This is a genomic window from Nonomuraea sp. NPDC001699 (genome assembly GCF_053596455.1).
Genome location: NZ_JBSFGF010000022.1, coordinates 66,382 through 80,959, shown reverse-complemented (window position 1 = coordinate 80,959; position 14,578 = coordinate 66,382). Strand labels below are relative to the sequence as shown.

17 protein-coding genes are annotated in these 14,578 nt (G+C 71.8%); 9 read left to right on the top strand and 8 right to left on the bottom strand.

What is annotated here, in order from left to right; genetic code table 11:
* Positions 1-36 precede the first annotated feature (36 nt).
* From ACWCSU_RS41565 to ACWCSU_RS41545, 5 genes are all read left to right on the top strand, one after another.
* Positions 37-1,077 carry a hypothetical protein gene (locus ACWCSU_RS41565; RefSeq protein ID WP_449942143.1) on the top strand — a complete coding sequence of 347 codons (1,041 nt, stop codon included), beginning with the start codon at positions 37-39 and terminating at the stop codon, positions 1,075-1,077.
* An 8-nt stretch (positions 1,078-1,085) separates the two neighbouring features.
* The gene (locus ACWCSU_RS41560; RefSeq protein WP_449942142.1) at positions 1,086-2,090 is read left to right on the top strand and encodes a LacI family DNA-binding transcriptional regulator; all 1,005 of its coding nucleotides are present in this window, start codon (positions 1,086-1,088) and stop codon (positions 2,088-2,090) included.
* A gap of 153 nt (positions 2,091-2,243) precedes the next feature.
* Entirely contained in the window at positions 2,244-3,611 is a 1,368-nt protein-coding gene (locus ACWCSU_RS41555) for an HAD-IIIA family hydrolase (protein WP_449942141.1), read from the top strand.
* A gap of 31 nt (positions 3,612-3,642) precedes the next feature.
* The gene (locus tag ACWCSU_RS41550; RefSeq protein ID WP_449942140.1) at positions 3,643-3,999 is read left to right on the top strand and encodes a DUF7507 domain-containing protein; all 357 of its coding nucleotides are present in this window, start codon (positions 3,643-3,645) and stop codon (positions 3,997-3,999) included.
* Positions 3,951-4,124, top strand: a complete 174-nt coding sequence (locus tag ACWCSU_RS41545) for a M15 family metallopeptidase (RefSeq protein ID WP_449942176.1) — start codon at positions 3,951-3,953, stop codon at positions 4,122-4,124. Before ACWCSU_RS41550 ends, ACWCSU_RS41545 begins: the two co-directional genes overlap by 49 nt.
* On the opposite strand, the gene ACWCSU_RS41540 is transcribed toward ACWCSU_RS41545, so the two are convergent.
* Positions 4,067-4,507 carry a LysR substrate-binding domain-containing protein gene (locus ACWCSU_RS41540; RefSeq protein ID WP_449942175.1) on the bottom strand — a complete coding sequence of 147 codons (441 nt, stop codon included), beginning with the start codon at positions 4,505-4,507 and terminating at the stop codon, positions 4,067-4,069. The two genes, ACWCSU_RS41545 and ACWCSU_RS41540, sit on opposite strands and share 58 nt — an antisense overlap.
* A gap of 78 nt (positions 4,508-4,585) precedes the next feature.
* Here ACWCSU_RS41540 and ACWCSU_RS41535 point away from each other — a divergent pair, with 78 nt between their 5' ends.
* Positions 4,586-4,843: a hypothetical protein gene (locus tag ACWCSU_RS41535; protein ID WP_449942139.1), complete on the top strand. Its 258-nt coding sequence runs from the start codon at positions 4,586-4,588 to the stop codon at positions 4,841-4,843.
* Between the two features lie 293 nt (positions 4,844-5,136).
* The gene (locus ACWCSU_RS41530) at positions 5,137-5,715 is read left to right on the top strand and encodes an SMI1/KNR4 family protein (protein ID WP_449942138.1); all 579 of its coding nucleotides are present in this window, start codon (positions 5,137-5,139) and stop codon (positions 5,713-5,715) included.
* On the opposite strand, the gene ACWCSU_RS41525 is transcribed toward ACWCSU_RS41530, so the two are convergent.
* The 7 genes from ACWCSU_RS41525 to ACWCSU_RS41495 are packed head-to-tail and all read right to left on the bottom strand — an operon-like array spanning position 5,712 to position 12,801.
* Positions 5,712-6,971, bottom strand: a complete 1,260-nt coding sequence (locus ACWCSU_RS41525) for a cytosine permease (RefSeq protein ID WP_449942137.1) — start codon at positions 6,969-6,971, stop codon at positions 5,712-5,714. The two genes, ACWCSU_RS41530 and ACWCSU_RS41525, sit on opposite strands and share 4 nt — an antisense overlap.
* Before the next feature lie 2 nt (positions 6,972-6,973).
* On the bottom strand, positions 6,974-7,378 hold the full coding sequence (locus tag ACWCSU_RS41520) for an allophanate hydrolase-related protein (RefSeq protein WP_357707275.1): 405 nt from the start codon (positions 7,376-7,378) through the stop codon (positions 6,974-6,976).
* Positions 7,375-8,334 carry a carbamate kinase gene (locus tag ACWCSU_RS41515; RefSeq protein ID WP_449942136.1) on the bottom strand — a complete coding sequence of 320 codons (960 nt, stop codon included), beginning with the start codon at positions 8,332-8,334 and terminating at the stop codon, positions 7,375-7,377. The genes ACWCSU_RS41520 and ACWCSU_RS41515 overlap by 4 nt, the downstream gene beginning before the upstream one ends.
* On the bottom strand, positions 8,331-9,758 hold the full coding sequence (locus ACWCSU_RS41510; RefSeq protein WP_449942135.1) for an oxamate carbamoyltransferase subunit AllG family protein: 1,428 nt from the start codon (positions 9,756-9,758) through the stop codon (positions 8,331-8,333). Before ACWCSU_RS41510 ends, ACWCSU_RS41515 begins: the two co-directional genes overlap by 4 nt.
* Positions 9,759-9,781: 23 nt before the next feature.
* A complete protein-coding gene (gene fdrA, locus ACWCSU_RS41505) occupies positions 9,782-11,305 on the bottom strand; it encodes an acyl-CoA synthetase FdrA (protein ID WP_449942134.1) in 1,524 nt (507 codons plus the stop codon).
* Positions 11,302-12,126 carry a DUF2877 domain-containing protein gene (locus ACWCSU_RS41500; RefSeq protein ID WP_449942133.1) on the bottom strand — a complete coding sequence of 275 codons (825 nt, stop codon included), beginning with the start codon at positions 12,124-12,126 and terminating at the stop codon, positions 11,302-11,304. Before ACWCSU_RS41500 ends, fdrA begins: the two co-directional genes overlap by 4 nt.
* Positions 12,127-12,132: 6 nt before the next feature.
* On the bottom strand, positions 12,133-12,801 hold the full coding sequence (locus ACWCSU_RS41495) for a cysteine hydrolase family protein (RefSeq protein ID WP_449942132.1): 669 nt from the start codon (positions 12,799-12,801) through the stop codon (positions 12,133-12,135).
* A 113-nt stretch (positions 12,802-12,914) separates the two neighbouring features.
* Here ACWCSU_RS41495 and ACWCSU_RS41490 point away from each other — a divergent pair, with 113 nt between their 5' ends.
* Together ACWCSU_RS41490 and ACWCSU_RS41485 are read left to right on the top strand one after the other, a co-directional pair.
* Positions 12,915-13,796 carry a LysR family transcriptional regulator gene (locus ACWCSU_RS41490; protein WP_449942131.1) on the top strand — a complete coding sequence of 294 codons (882 nt, stop codon included), beginning with the start codon at positions 12,915-12,917 and terminating at the stop codon, positions 13,794-13,796.
* Between the two features lie 227 nt (positions 13,797-14,023).
* Complete coding sequence (locus tag ACWCSU_RS41485; protein ID WP_449942130.1) at positions 14,024-14,557, top strand: DUF2165 family protein; 534 nt, start codon at positions 14,024-14,026, stop codon at positions 14,555-14,557.
* The last annotated feature ends 21 nt before the right edge of the window (positions 14,558-14,578 follow it).

Below are 14,578 nucleotides of genomic sequence, written 5' to 3'. Positions count from 1 at the left end.
GCCGTAAATAACAGTTTCGGCAAGGCGGAGGCGTACGTGACAGGTCGAGCCGTGGTCGAGGTCGTTGGTCAGAGCGGGGCGCGGGACGAGCGCGAGTTGCAGCAGGCGCTGGACGAAGTGGCCGGGTCCGCCGGCGGGCGGGTGATCGTCGGGCCCGGGGAGTGGCGGCTCCGCGAGGCGCCGTTGCGGGTGCACGCCGGCACCCGTCTGACGCTCACACCCGCGACGCGCATCGTGCGGACCGGGCCGATCGAGACGATGTTGGTCAACGGGCCGTACGGCGGCGACCGGACCGTCGGCGCGCACGACGGGCCCGGGAACATCGTGGTCGAGGGCGGCGTCTGGGACGTGAACGGCTTCGAGAATCCCCGGCCGTCCTTCGGCATGGTGTTCAACCACGCGAGGGACGTCCAGGTTCGCGACCTGGAGATCCGGAACATGCCCGAGTGGCACGCCATCGAGACGAACTCGACCTGCAACGTGACCATCTCCGGATGCCGCTTCGTCACCGGGATCGCTCGCGAACCGCACGCGTACCAGACGGAGGCGGTCAGCCTCGACCTGGCCGCACCGGGGCTGACGGCCTGGGGCGCCGAGGACGACACCCACAGCAGCCACGTCCGGGTGATCGACAACTTCTGCTCCGGCTATCCGACGTTCGTCGGCTGTCACACGGGACATCCGAGTCTCCAGCACGGTTCGGTCGTGATCGCCAACAACACCGCCACCGACCTGTCCTGCTGGGCGGTCAACCTGACGAACACCAGCGCCGTCTCGATCACCGCGAACACCTTCACCGGCACCGCCACCGGAATCCGGATCAGGACCGGCGGCGACCGTCGGGTGACCGGCGTCGCGATCACCGGAAACGTGGTGAGCTGCACCGGCGGGCCCGCTGTCCACCTGGACGCCGCGGTCGGCGGGGAGATCGCGGCGACCGTCGTCAGCGGCAATTCGCTCACCTCGCCGACGCTGCCGATCATCGAGCGAAGTGGCACAATAGACGCCGTGGTAGGGCCCAACGCCGGATACTCCTACGCCGCGGACGGCGAGCCGATGGCGAGCCGGGGCGTCTGATGCCGAGAATGTCCAGCGGTCCGACCCTCAAGGGGCTGGCGGCGATCATCGGCATCAGTCCGACCGCGGTCAGCATGGCCCTCAACGGCCGCCCCGGTGTGAGCGACGAGCTTCGGGCGCGCGTGCGGGCGATCGCCGCGGAGCAGGGCTACCGCCCGAACTTCGCCGCGCGCGCACTCCGGGTCGAGCGTTCCAACATGCTCGGCCTGATCAGCCGGAACCTGAGCAACCCCGGCTACCTGCGCCTGATCGACGGCTTCAGCGGCGCCGCCGAGGAGCGGGGCTACCAGGTGCTGGTCGGCACCTCCGACCTCGACCAGGCACGCGAGACCAACATGATCAGGGCCATGACCAATCGGCAGCTCGACGGGCTGGCGATCGCGCCGATCGACGGCAAGGCCGTGCTGGCGACCTGGCAGGACGAGTCCGATCGCCCGTTGGTGCTGGTCAACTCGGCGCGCAGCGCGAGGTCGTCGGGTGCGATGAGCATCCGCGGCAACGCCTCCCAGGCGGTGCGGTCGGCCGTCGACCATCTTCTCGAACTCGGGCACAGCCGGATCGCCCTGCTCACCAACCCCGGGCTGTCGTCGGCGTCGGAACGGGTGTCCCTGTTCCGACGGATGATGAAGGCCCAGGGGCTCGCGTCCCGCGTCATCTCCGGCGGCACCGCCGACGAGACGGTCGAGCGGGTGGTCCGCGCGCTGTCCGGAGACGATCGTCCGACCGCCGTCATGACCGACAGCGACCTGCTGGCGCACTACGTCTACGAGGCCGCGATCGAGACCGGGCTCCGGATCCCCCACGACCTCAGCGTCGTCGGTCACGACGACCTCCCGACCTCGCGCCTGCTCGGCCCGGCACTGACCACGATCGCGCTCGACCGGTTCGAGATCGGACGGCAGGCGGCGACGATGCTGATCGGCGCCCTGAACGGCGACGAGATCGACAGACCTCATCGGGAGCTCCCCGTCGAGCTCAAGGTCCGGCAGTCGACGGCCCCGCCGGCCGGGTGATCTCACCGGCTCGATCCGGTGCCTTCCGGTAGCAGGGCGGCCGCTCTCACCGGACAGACCATTCCTCACAGCCTCAGCCAGTGCCGACCACGGTCACGCGACGGACGCAGGCTGTTCGAGTCACGCGCTGGCACGACAGGAGAAGCATCCCCGATGCGCATCGCCCACATAACCGACATACATCTCCGAAGCCGCATCCCTGGACATTCCACGGTGCCGGTGCGGCGCAGTCGTACGGCTCCCGAGCTGCTGGCGGCCGCGCTCGACGACGCCCGCCGTCGTGGCGCCCAGCTGATCGTGATCACCGGCGACCTGGTGGACGTCCCGGGATACCTGTTCGCCCCTGAGCGTGACGCCGCCCGCGACGACCTGGCCTGGCAGCGGGTGCGCGCGGACTATCGCCTCGTGCGGCGGATGCTCGACGAGTGCGGCATCGAGTGGATCGCCGTTCCCGGCAATCACGACAGCTATCGCGTGCACGCCGAGGAACTGGGGTCTGGACCGTTCGTCCGGGACGTCGGCGGGTTACGCGTCGTCAGCTTCTGGGATCGCGAGTCGACCGGCAACGTGCCGCGTCGCACGCTGACCGAACGGGAGCGGTTCGACTCGTCGTTGCTCGACCCCGGCACGCGTCCGCAGGTCCATCTCCAGCACTTCGTCATCACGCCACGGCTGGACGAGGGCTACCCGCACACCTACGCCGAAGGTGAGGAGCTCCGGCGGCGGACCAGCGACTCCGGCCGGGTCGTCCTGTCCCTGTCCGGGCACTACCATCCGGGGGCCGAGCCGACCACGATCGGATCGACCACCTTCAGCGTCACGCCGGCGCTGGTCGAGCATCCGCACCCGTACCGGATCTTCGACATCGAGCTCGACGGCGGCCGGGTCGGCGCCGTCCGGCATGAGCAGGTTCGTCTCGCGGGTGAGGCACCCGCCCGGAAGGCGGTGTTCCTCGACCGCGACGGCTGCGTCAACACGCTCCCGACCTACAGACACGGCCCTGGGGCGATGCACCTGCTGCCGGGCGCGGCACCCGCGCTCCGGCTGCTGCGTGATCACGGGTACGCCCTGGTCGTCGTGACGAACCAGTCCTGCGTCGGCCTCGGCTACGTGGAACCGGGAACCCTGGACGAGGTCCATGATCGGATGTCTGAGCTGCTGGCCGGCGAAGGGGTCGCCGTCGATGCGATCTACAGCAGTCCGGTGGCCGGGGAACAGGCGATCTCCGCCCGCTACAACGTGGGTGACGCGCCGAAGCCCAGCCCGGCCATGATCCGACGCGCGGCCGCCGAGCTGAACCTCGACCTGTCGGAGAGCTGCCTGATCGGCGACCGGCCGTCGGACATCGCGGCCGCACAGGCCGCCGGCGTACGCCCGATCCTGGTTCGCACCGGCGACGGGCGGGCCACGGAGCGAGCCTGGGGCGACGCTCCCGCCTGCCTGGTCGTCGACGATCTCGTGGCCGCGGCGGTCGAGGTGGTGTCGGCCTCGCCACCGGCCCATCGCAGACCGCCGCAGTAGGACGCGTTCGACGACATCAGGCCACCACGACGTGTCCGGCCGGGACGCTCACAGCTCCCGACGGGGCACGGAGGTCTCACTCACCGGCGGGCGCCTGAACGCCGGTCAGGCGTTCTGCCTCGTGACCGTGGACGTGACGTCGACGACGGCCGCCACGTACACCAGCGACGCCTCGAACATCACCTCGTCCACCGGGCTCAACCTGCCGGGCGAGTCGACCGTCACCTTCGTCCCGATGAACGAGCCGGCGATCAGCGTGGAGAAGTCGGCGTCCCCGACGTCGTTCGGCGCCGCCGGTGAGCTGATCACCTACTCGTACCGGGTGACCAACACCGGGCAATCTTTACGGAGGCACGGGAACACCGTCGCATCCTCGGCGCGGCGCTGACCACGGTCGGTCTGACCAACCACCCCAGCGAGTGGTGGCACTGGTCCTACGGCGACCGCTACTGGGCCTACCTGACCGGCGCTCCGGCCGCACGGTACGGACCGGTGTCCTCAGCCGCGCTCTGAGAACCGGACGTGGGACAGGCGGCCGCCTCGGCGAAGTGGCGGATGAGGTCGTTCTCCGCCGAGGTGCGCCAGGCGAAGGCCCAGGAGACCGGCGGGGCGTCCCGGATGGGCACGTAGGCGAGGTCGGGCCACGGGTAGAAGCGGGTGACCTCCTCCACCGTGGCGATCACACCCTGACCGGCGCCGACGACCTTGAGGATGTCCGCCCAGTTGTAGACCATGGGCCCGCGGCTGATCGGACGCCCGGACGGCGTGCGGAAGGGCTGGAAGACCTCCTCCATCGACACCGGGATCGGCGAGCCGTGGGCGGCGAAGGTGAGGTCGCCGAAGTCCTCTCTGCACACCGACTCGCGATCGGCGAGCGGGTGGGCGGCCGCGACCATGAGCACCTGCGAGGAGAGCTTCCCGCCGAGCCCCTGCGGGGTCGCGTCGAGGGGCTCGTCCGTGCCACGATCCTCGACGTGCTGGACGTCTTGGCGACGGACGCGTCCGTGCGGTGTGTGAGCGTCGCGCTCACCGTGAACGCCCGCGGACTGCGCCTGACGGTGAGCGCCGACGGCACGGGCCCGCCGACGGAACGGCTGGCCGACCGCCTGCGCGTCAGGCGCGCCGGTTTCGCGGAGCTCGGCGGCGGGTTGTCGGCGAACGCGGTCCCCGGGGGCGGCCTCACCGTCAGCGCCGCCCTGCCCGCGCGCGGATCCGGCGCCGCCGGCAGATGAGGCCACGGCGGCGTCTCAGATCACGCAGCCGCCCTTGTCGAGGTCGTGCGGCCCGGTGGTGCTCTCGGCCATCCGCCGGTAGTCGGGGCATCGGGTGAAGTCGTCCGCGGTGCACCGCATGAGGTGCTCGATCAGCGCCTTGGACGCCGATGTCTCCTGGAGCCGGTGTTCCGGTTCCGCGTGGTGCCGCTGGAGGAGGGCCTGGCGCTCGGCCTGGCCGGAGACGGTGAGGACGTCCCGGATCTGCTCCAGGCATGATCACCGGGGGCCCTTCCCCTGGATACGGTACGTCCATGAACGCCCCCCGCTACCCCTGGGCCGCGCGTCTCCACACGATGAGCGGCACGGACGACGATCCCGGCGAGGACTCCTCGTCCTACCCGCCCGAGTGGCTGGGCACGGCCCCCGCGTCCGAGGCCGAGATCCTGCTGCACGAGGAGCGCCTCGGCCTCCGCCTGCCGCCCAGCTACCGGGAGTTCCTCTTGGTGACCAACGGCTGGGACGTGGAGTCCTTCACCAGTCTGCACATACTCCCCATCGCCGAGGCCGGGTGGCTCCGCGACGTGGACCCGCACCTCGCACACACATGGGGCCCGCCGCCGGGCTCCCCCGTTCCGGAGTTGCCCGACGACTGTTCCTTCGACTACGACGCACCTCAGGGCCTGGAAGCCGATTCCGATGTCGGCGACTTCCTGCCGCACACGTTGCGCGTCTCCGAGGACATCGAGGGCCTCGTCTACCTGCTCAATCCGTATGTCGTCACTGCGGGCGGCGAATGGGAGGCCTGGGAGTTGGACACCTCGTGCCTGCTCGGCGCCACACGCTTCCGTTCGTTCTGGCACCTGATGGAGACCTCCTTCCGGCGCGCCTAGGCGACACGTTCCCGGCGGCTGGACGTGGCCAGAGCGGTGATCAGGGCGTAGAGGAGGCCGCCGCACAGGAGGGAGTCGATCGACGGGATGTGCGTGAGGGAGAACGTGCCGTACGCGGTGAGGTAGCCGACGACCGACCCGCCCGCCCACGCCACGAACGTCGGCAGCCTGACCGCGGCGCCGTACGACAGCGCGCCGGTGTCGTAGCCGTTGCGCCGGTAGAGGAGGAAGTCGGCGATGATGATGCCCGCCACCGGCGGCGCCGCGATGCCGAGGAAGAGCAGGAAGTTCGGCAGCCAGGCCGAGACGTCGAAGCTGCCGAGCACGGCTGCGCCCGCGCCGAGCGCGATCGAGACCTGCCACTTCCGGGCCTTGGGGATCAGCGACGACACGGCGAGCGTGCCCTGGAAGATGTTGCCCGCGTTCGCGGTGATCGAGGCGAACACCAGCAGCGCGACCGCCGGCAGCGCCGAGGCGATCAACGCCATGGCGTCGATGAGCGCGGTCCGCCCGGTCAGCGCCGCCGGCACGGCGCCCGCCACGAACAGCAGCGGGTAGGCGATCCCGAAGGCGAGCACGCCGCCGGTCAGGGCCTGCCTGCGGCCTCTGGCGAAGCTGCCGAAGTCGGCGGAGGTCACGGCGAGCACGGTGCCGGTGCCGACCACCGAGGAGACGGCGACGCCCCAGTCCATCGGCGACCCCGGCGTGACGAAGTCGCGCGCCGAGCTGAGGGAGACGTAGACGAGGTAGCCGAGCAGCAGCGCGATCACCGGCACGGCGAACTGCGCCACCTTGCCGAGGATCTCGAAGCCGAACGCCGTCGCCGCCACGAACAACACGCAGCCGGAGGCCACGAGCACGGGCAGCGGCACCTGCGCGCCGGTCAGTTCGGCGACCAGGCGCTGCGCCGCGGTGCCGAAGCCGTTGGCGGTCACCGTGGCCCAGCCGAACACGCTGACCCCGAGCAGCGCGGTGATCGCCTTGGCGCCGCCGCGGCCGAAGGGGAAGCGCACGACGTCGTAGGTGGGCTGCCGGGCGTGCTCGCCGATCGCCAGGGTGAGCACCGCGACGACCATCAGGACGAGCGAGCCGGCCACCACCGAGGTGACCACGCTCGGGAAGGGCAGGCCGCTGCCGAGCGTCGGCGAGGACAGCACGACCGGCGTGATGATGATGCCCAGCAGGATCAGCGCGATCCGGTAGCCGGGCGCGCCGGTCGCGGCCTGGGCCCTCTCGGCCGGGGTCTCGGTCGTCATGGTCAACCCTCTCCGAGCGTCGCGACGTACCGCCGCCAGCCCGTGAACTCGGTGATCTCCCGCTTGCCCGCCACCAAGAACGGCTCGCCGATCACGCCCAGCACCTCCGTGCCGTCGGCGAGGCTGACCTTGCCGACGGACAGTCCGGCGGGCTCGGACAGCAGGACCCCGGCCAGCCCCTCGGCGGGCACCTCCCAGACCTCCACCTCGACCGACACGCCGCTGCCGTCGGTGGTGCGGATCATCGCGGGGTGCCGGTCGTCGATGCTCCACAGCCGGTAGCAGGGGGCCGTGGCGTCCTCGCGCAGGAACGTGGCGCCGGCGCCGGTGAGGTTGCCGTTGAGTTCGAGGCCGCGCATCAGCGTGCCGTTGACGGCGAGCGCCACGCCGGTGGTGGTGCCGGTCATGCTGTTTCTCCCTTGCTGATCCAGGTGCCGGTCGTGCCGGACAGGGCGTCGGCGAGCCGGTCGGGGGCGGTGATCAGGCCGTACGACGTGGGCCTGGCCCGCAGGAAGTCGATGATCGCCTCCACCTTGGGCCGCATGCTGCCCTCTCCGAAGTGCCCCTCGGCGGCGTACTCGGCGGCGGTGTCCGGGGTGAGGTGGTCGAGCCACTGCTCCCGCGGCGTGCCGAAGTGGATCGCCACCCGGTCCACGCCGGTCGGGATGGCCAGCAGGTCCGCGCCGAGCTCGGCGGCGAGCAGCGCTGCGGCGCGGTCCTTGTCGATCACCGCCTCGACGCCGGTGAGCAGGCCCGTGGCGTCGCGGGCGACGGCCACGCCTCCGCCGCCGCCGGCCACCACCACGGTTCCGCCGCCGACGAGGTCGCGGATGGTGCCGAGCTCGACGATCTCGACGGGCTCGGGCGAGGCCACCGTACGGCGCCAGCCGCGTCCGGAGTCCTCGGCCACCGTCCAGCCGAGTTCGGCGGCGTAGCGGCGGGCGCTCTCCTCGTCGAAGAACGACCCGATCGGCTTGGTGGGCCGGTCGAAGGCCGGATCGGCGGGGTCGACCACGGTCTGCGTCACCAGGCTGACCACCGGGCGGCTCAGGCCGCGTACGGCCAGCTCGTTGGAGAGCGCCTTGGTGAACATGTACCCGATCGCGCCCTGGGTGTCGGCGACCGCGTAGTCCAGCGGCACCGGCGCGACCTCGGCGGCGGCCAGCTCGGAGCGGCGCAGGATGAAGCCGACCTGCGGGCCGTTCCCGTGGGTGACCACGACGTCCCAGCCCTTGGCGATCATGTCCACGATGGCCGGCACGGTCCGCACGACCGTGTCGTACTGGTACGGAATCGCCTCGTGGGCGGCGTCGCGGACGAGCGCGTTCCCGCCGAAGGCGACGACGGCGAGCCCGGCCTTCATGCCGCCGCCCCCGCCGCTCCGGCGGCGAGCCCGAGCCCGTCGGCGAGGGCGACGACCGCCTGGGTGAAGCAGGGCAGCGGCGCCGTGGTGACGCCCGCGCCGATCTGCCCGACACCGGCCTCCTTGTGCGCGATGCCGGTGTTGATGACCGGCTGGATGCCCGTGTCGGCGACGGCGCGCACGTCGATGCCGGCCGCGCTCGCGCCGAAGTCGAGCGCGGGCAGGGTGAACACCGGGTTCGTGCCGATCGTGATCTCCCGCATCCGCCGGCTGTGCGCGGTGGCGTCGACCGGCGTGCCGCCGACGAACTTGACGATCGCCGGCGAGGCGGCCATCGCGAAGCCGCCGAGCCCCGCGGTCTCGGTGATCGCGCTGTCGCCCAGGTCGGGGGCGGCGTCGTCCAGGCCGTAACCGGGGAAGAAGAGACCGTCGACGGGGTTGGCCGGCGCCTGGAACCAGCGGTCGCCGGTGCCGGAGACGCGGATGCCGAAGTTGACGCCGTTGCGCGCCATCGCGGTGACCATCGAGCTGTGCGGCACCCCGGCGGCGGCGTCGAGCATGGCCTTGCAGGCCGCCATCGACACGTTCAGGAAGAAGTGGTCGTTGCCGGTGATGAACTCGGCGGCCCTGCGCAGCACGGCGTTGTCCGGCCCGGTCGCGATGAGCGCGGGCAGCAGCTGCTTGAGCAGCAGGCCGGTGGCCGCCGCGTTGCGGTTGTGCACCTCGTCGCCCATGTGCAGCGCCTGGCCGATGAGCGGCTTGAGATCGAGGCCGTCCAGCCGCCGGACGGCGGGCCGCAGCGCCGCGGCCAGCTCGGTGCCCATCCACCTCAGCCGGTCGAGCACCTCCGGACCGTTCGCGCCGAAGCGCAGCACCTTGCCGAGGCCCTCGTTGAAGTTGCTGTAGGCGAGGTTGCCCGAGGTGGCGTCGCGCACCACCCAGACGGGCATCGACGGGCTGATGACGCCGGCCATCGGGCCGACCGCGCCGTAGTGGTGCGCCGGGGAGAAGGAGATCGCGCCCGACGCGGCGAGCTCGGCCGCCTGCTCGGGGGTCCGCGCCCAGCCTTCGAACACGACGGCCCCGGCGATCGCACCCTTGACCGGGCCGGCCATCCGCTCCCAGGCGATGGGCGGGCCCGAGTGCAGGATCAGCCGCTCCGCGGCCAGCTCGGGGATGGCCTCCTTCGCCGGTACGACGTCCGTCAGCACCGGCCGCGCGGACAGGTACCGCTCGAAGGCGACCTGGTTGGCCCGCTCGACCTCCGGGTGGCGGACGAGCCTGGCCAGCGCCAGCGCGGCCGCCGGGTCGCCTCCCGCGGGAGGACGCCAGTCCAGGGTGGTCACGGACCCTCCGGCGGCGCGGAGGTCGTCCCCGAACCCGGCGAGACCGACGTTGACCACGTCGAGGTGCTCGCTCCACATATGTCTCTGCCTTCCTTCCCCGGTCACGGGGTCATCCGGGCGGCGATCACGGCCGCCTGGGCGTTGTTCTCCGCCACCAGGACGCCGGCCTCGCGCAGCCGCGCCACGACGGCCGACCGGTCCTGCGGGTCGTCGTCGGTGCCGCAGACGTGCGCGACGAACGCCGGGGCGGGGCCCTCGCGTCCGGCCCGCGCCCGGCCGATGGCGTCGAGCAGGCCGGAGATCGGGTCGTCGGCCGCGCCGTACCCGAGCACGACGTCGAACAGGACGACGGCGGTGGCCGGGTCGGCGGCCTCGGCGAGCAGCCGCTCGTCGCGCGGCGCCGGGTCGATCATGGGATGCGGCCGCCCCCGCGTGAACACGTCGTCGCCCAGGTCGAGGATCGTGTGCCCGGCGCTGACGGCGACGTCGGCCGGCGCGGTGTTGCCCGCCACGGGCGTGTTCGACGCGGCCCGCACGCCCTCGGCCAGGGCCAGGAGCTGCGCCTCGTAGCAGAATGTGCCGCCGGTGAACACGCCGCGCAGGTCACGCTGCTCCGGCGCGAGACTCACCTGCTCGTACGGCTCCACCGGCCGATCCTCGGGCCGGGCCTCCCCCCGGACGAGCGCCACCGCGGCGTCGGCGGCCCCGGCCAGCGTGCCGGCGAACCGCACCCCCGGGGTGTCGCCGCCGAACGCGGCCGGGTCGGCGCCGAGGAAGCAGATCACGACGGGCACGTCGAGCGTGCGCGCCTCCTCGACCACGGTCTTGGCGACCGTCTCGGCCGGAGGCTTGGAGACCAGCACGATGACGTCCGTCTTCTCGTCGGCGGCCAGGGCGCGCAGCCCGCGGAGCATGGAGATCGCCCCGACCTCCGCCGACAGGTCGTGGCCGCCGGTGCCGAACGCCTGCGAGATGCCCTCTCCGAGCTGGTGCACCCGTGAGGTGATCTCCTGCATGCCGGTTCCCGACGCGCCCACCACGCCGACGCGGCCACGCCGCACGACGTTGGCGAAGCCGAGCGGAAGGCCGTCCACGATCGCGGTGCCGCAGTCGGGGCCCATCACGAGCAGGTCCCGCTCCTCGGCGAAGCGCTTGATCTCGATCTCCTGGTCGATCGGGACGTTGTCGCTGAACACCATGACGTTCAGCCCGAGCCGCAGCGCCTTCAGCGCCTCGGCGGCGGCGTACGGTCCGGGCACCGAGATCAGCGCCAGGTTGTGCGCCGGGTTCTGCTCCACGGCCTGCCGCAGGCTCCGGAGCGGCGGCGCCGCAACGTCGCCGGCGGTCTCGCGGGACGGCTGCTCGGACAGCCGCTCGTCGGCCAGCTCCAGTGCCTGCGCGGTGGCCTGCTCCTCGCCCAGCACCGCGACGACCAGGTCGCCGGGGCCGGCCTGCACCTCGCCCAGTCCGGCCTGCCGGAGGTTGTCCAGGTTGGTGCCGGTCCCCATCACGACGGATGCCGTCCGGATGCCGGGCAGCTCGGCCAGCGCCGCGGAGAGCGCCATCAGGGCGACCGAGTCCTGATAGCGGTTGGGGTAGATGCGATGTTCGCGAATGCTGCTCATGCCGCCTTCCGATCTGGGGAGAAACCGAGTACGCGCAGGCCGAGCAGGACGCCGGCGACGCCGTCGGCTCCCGAGCTGGCTCCCACGCGCAACGCGGCCTGGGTACGGGCCGGCACCGCCGTGCGGTCGGCTCCGGTGACGAGCGCGTCCACCAGGTCGAGGATCGGCTCGCTGAAGTGGCCCTCGGCAGCGAGCCGCAGGTAGTGGGCGGCGACGTCGGTGGTGCGGTGGGCGTGCCGGCGCACGCCGTCCGCGAGGGTGCGGAACGCCCGCGCGGGCGCCGGGCCGCCCGCTGACCGGGCGGTCCGTGACAGGACGGCCAGCGTGCCGACCAGCAGGTCGTCGCCGCTGGGGGTCAGGCCGGGCCCGAACCCGACCAGCCGCGCCACGGCCCCTGGCACGTCGTGCGGCCGTCCGATCAGCGCCTCCAGCAGGCTTTCCGCTCGTCCGTCGAGGCCGGGCACGGTGAGGCCCTCGGCCTCGACGTACCGCTCGCGCAGCTCCGCGACCTGCCGCCAGCCGGTGACCGTGGACGACGCCCGTGCCGGCGGCGGTGGCGTCCAGACCGGCACGTCCCGCAGATCGAGCACGTGCGCGCCGAACGACAGCAGCCCCGACCTGCACCGGACCGGATCGCCCACCCGCGCCGCGGGCCGCCACCCCGTCACACGGACGGACGTCGGCGTGTGCGGCGCGGCGGCGTCGTGCACGGTCAGCAGGAGGCCGTCCACGGCCAGGTTGCACGCGGTCGCGAAGACGCTGTGGACCGTTCCGGCGAAGTCCGGCCCCGGCACCAGATAGCCGGCGGAGACGGCGACCATGTCGAGCTAGCCGTTCAGCAGGTCCACGGCGCGCTTGGAGTCCGACACCCAGCCGAAGATCGCGCCCTGCGCCTTGATCATGTCGAGCCCGACCCGGAGGAACTCGGGGAAGTAGGAGCCCACGCAGTCCTCCAGGACCACGCACTCGTACCCGCGGTCGTTGGCCTCGCGCACCGTGGTGTGCACGCACACCTCCAGGGTCACGCCGCAGATCAGCAGCGTGCGGATCCCCCGGCTGCTCAGGATCGCCTCCAGGTCGGTCGCGTAGAACGCGCCCTTGCCCGGCTTGTCGATCACCGGCTCGCCCTCGATCGGGTAGAGCTCGGGGACGATGTCGTGCCCCTCCTCGCCGCGGACCAGGATGCGGCCCATCGGCCCGTCGGTGCCGATGAACGTCTTGCCGCCCCGCGTCCGCTTGGCGGGCGGGCAGTCCGTGAGGTCGGTACGGTGGCCCTCGCGGGTGTGGATCACGAGCATCCCGGCGGCCCGCGCCGCCTCCAGGACCGCCCGCGTCGGCTCGATCGCGCCGCGCAGCAGCGAGACGTCGTTGCCGAGCAGTTCCCCGAAACCGCCCGGCTGCAGGAAGTCCCGCTGCATGTCGATCACGACCAGCGCCGTCGTCGCCGGGTCCAGCTCCAGATCGAACGGCTCGGCTGCAATGCTCCTGGCAGTCACAGGCCAACTCCCTTATTGTCCAGCGGTGTTCACGCTCAGTACCCAGACTGCCTTCCACCAGGCTATTCTGTCCAACAGATAGACTTGGTAGCTCTCATCGAAACGGTCGATAAATGGAGCTCAGGCAGCTCTCGCACTTCCTCGCCGTGGCCCGGCGACGCAGCTTCACCCTGGCGGCCCACGACGTCAACGTCGTCCAGTCGTCACTGAGCGCATCCATCCGCCAGCTCGAACGCGAGCTCGGCGCCACCCTCTTCGACCGGACCACCCGCCGCGTCGAGCTCAGCCCCGCCGGCCGCGCCCTCCTCCCGATCGCCCGCCACATCCTCGCCGACGCCCGCGCGGCCAAGGCGGAGATCTCCGCCGTCCAGGGGCTGCTGCGCGGGCAGGTGGCGCTCGGCACGATCCAGATGCTCACCTGGATCGACCTTCCCGAGGTGCTGGCCCGCTTCACGAAGGCGTACCCCGGGGTCGAGATCAGCCTCCTGGAGGCCCCGGTCGACGAGATGATCGAGGCGTTGCGTAGCGGCGAACTGGACCTCGCCTACCTCGCGTGCGGCGTCGACGAGCTGCCCGCGGCGCTCACGGTGATCGACAGCGACACCGAGCCGCTGGCGGTGGCCGCGGGCCCCGGCCATCCGCTGGCCGGGCAGCCCGGCGTCCGGCTGGCCGACCTGGAGGCGGAGCCGTTCGTCGAGTTCCAGGCCGGGACCGGGCTGCAGACCGTCGTCGACCGGCTGTGCCACGACGCGGGGCTCAAACGGCGGATCGTGCTCAGGACCACCCAGCTCGAACTGCTGGCCTCGCTGGTCAGGCACGGGCTCGGCCTCGCCGTCCTGCCCGTGGGCGTGGCCCACCAGGCCGGCCTGAGGGCCGTCCCGATCATCGGGAACACCGCGGACCGGACCGTCGCGCTGGTCACCCGGGCCGGCCACGACAGCAACCCGGCCGTACGGGCCCTGCTCGACCTCCTGCGCCCCGACCCCGCCGGGTAGCCGCGCCGGTCGCGGATCGGACAGGGGGCGAGCGCGGCTACAATCGGTCGCGTTGTTCCACCTCAGGCTGAGGGGCCCGCGACGTCACCACCAGTGACGGAGCCAGTGGAGCGGCCCGGCGAGTTCCTCCACGCCGGGCGAGCGGGCCCCGTGGATCTTTCCCCATCGCAGGACACCTCCTCTGGGCTCGTGTGCTCATTCGATCAGAGATGTCAAAGGAAAGAACCTTGGCCCGCTTCGACACCATCGTCGCCATTCGCCTGGCGAAGGCGCTGCTCACCTTCACCGTCGGCGGCTTCGCGCTGCTCGTCGTGTTCGGCAACCTCACCGACTACGGCACGAACTTCGAGTTCGTCCGGCACGTCCTGGCCATGGACGCCCAGAAGCCCGAGCTCGCCGCGGTCAGCCAGATCAACTACCGCGCCATCCCGTGGACGTGGGCGCACCACGTCGCCTACGTCGGCGTCATCCTCACCGAGGCGGTCATCATGGTGACCTGTCTCGTGTCCGCCTGGCAGCAGGCCAGGGCCGTCGGCCGCGACGACGCCGCCTTCCACCAGGCCAAGCGCTGGGGCGTCATCGGCTGCACGGTGGCCCTGCTCCTGTGGTTCTTCGGCTTCCAGGCCATCGGCGGCGAATGGTTCGGCATGTGGATGAACGGCACCTGGAACGGCATCCCCGACGCGGTGCGGCTGTGCACGTACATCGGGGTCGTCCTGGTCTTCCTCAGCCTCCGCAACGACACCCGCGAGAACGCCTGAGCAGCCCGGCGGGATCCGGGG

What these genes read in the sequence shown, in the direction of transcription:
- ACWCSU_RS41520 (WP_357707275.1), bottom strand. Translation starts at nt 7,378, where the DNA reads ATGACCGGCACCACCACCGGCGTGGCGCTCGCCGTCAACGGCACGCTG.
- ACWCSU_RS41515 (WP_449942136.1), bottom strand. Translation starts at nt 8,334, where the DNA reads ATGAAGGCCGGGCTCGCCGTCGTCGCCTTCGGCGGGAACGCGCTCGTC.
- fdrA (WP_449942134.1), bottom strand. Translation starts at nt 11,305, where the DNA reads ATGAGCAGCATTCGCGAACATCGCATCTACCCCAACCGCTATCAGGAC.
- ACWCSU_RS41560 (WP_449942142.1), top strand. Translation starts at nt 1,086, where the DNA reads ATGTCCAGCGGTCCGACCCTCAAGGGGCTGGCGGCGATCATCGGCATC.
- ACWCSU_RS41500 (WP_449942133.1), bottom strand. Translation starts at nt 12,126, where the DNA reads ATGGTCGCCGTCTCCGCCGGCTATCTGGTGCCGGGGCCGGACTTCGCC.
- ACWCSU_RS41510 (WP_449942135.1), bottom strand. Translation starts at nt 9,758, where the DNA reads ATGTGGAGCGAGCACCTCGACGTGGTCAACGTCGGTCTCGCCGGGTTC.
- ACWCSU_RS41555 (WP_449942141.1), top strand. Translation starts at nt 2,244, where the DNA reads ATGCGCATCGCCCACATAACCGACATACATCTCCGAAGCCGCATCCCT.
- ACWCSU_RS41525 (WP_449942137.1), bottom strand. Translation starts at nt 6,971, where the DNA reads ATGACGACCGAGACCCCGGCCGAGAGGGCCCAGGCCGCGACCGGCGCG.
- ACWCSU_RS41490 (WP_449942131.1), top strand. Translation starts at nt 12,915, where the DNA reads ATGGAGCTCAGGCAGCTCTCGCACTTCCTCGCCGTGGCCCGGCGACGC.
- ACWCSU_RS41530 (WP_449942138.1), top strand. Translation starts at nt 5,137, where the DNA reads ATGAACGCCCCCCGCTACCCCTGGGCCGCGCGTCTCCACACGATGAGC.
- ACWCSU_RS41540 (WP_449942175.1), bottom strand. Translation starts at nt 4,507, where the DNA reads ATGGTCGCGGCCGCCCACCCGCTCGCCGATCGCGAGTCGGTGTGCAGA.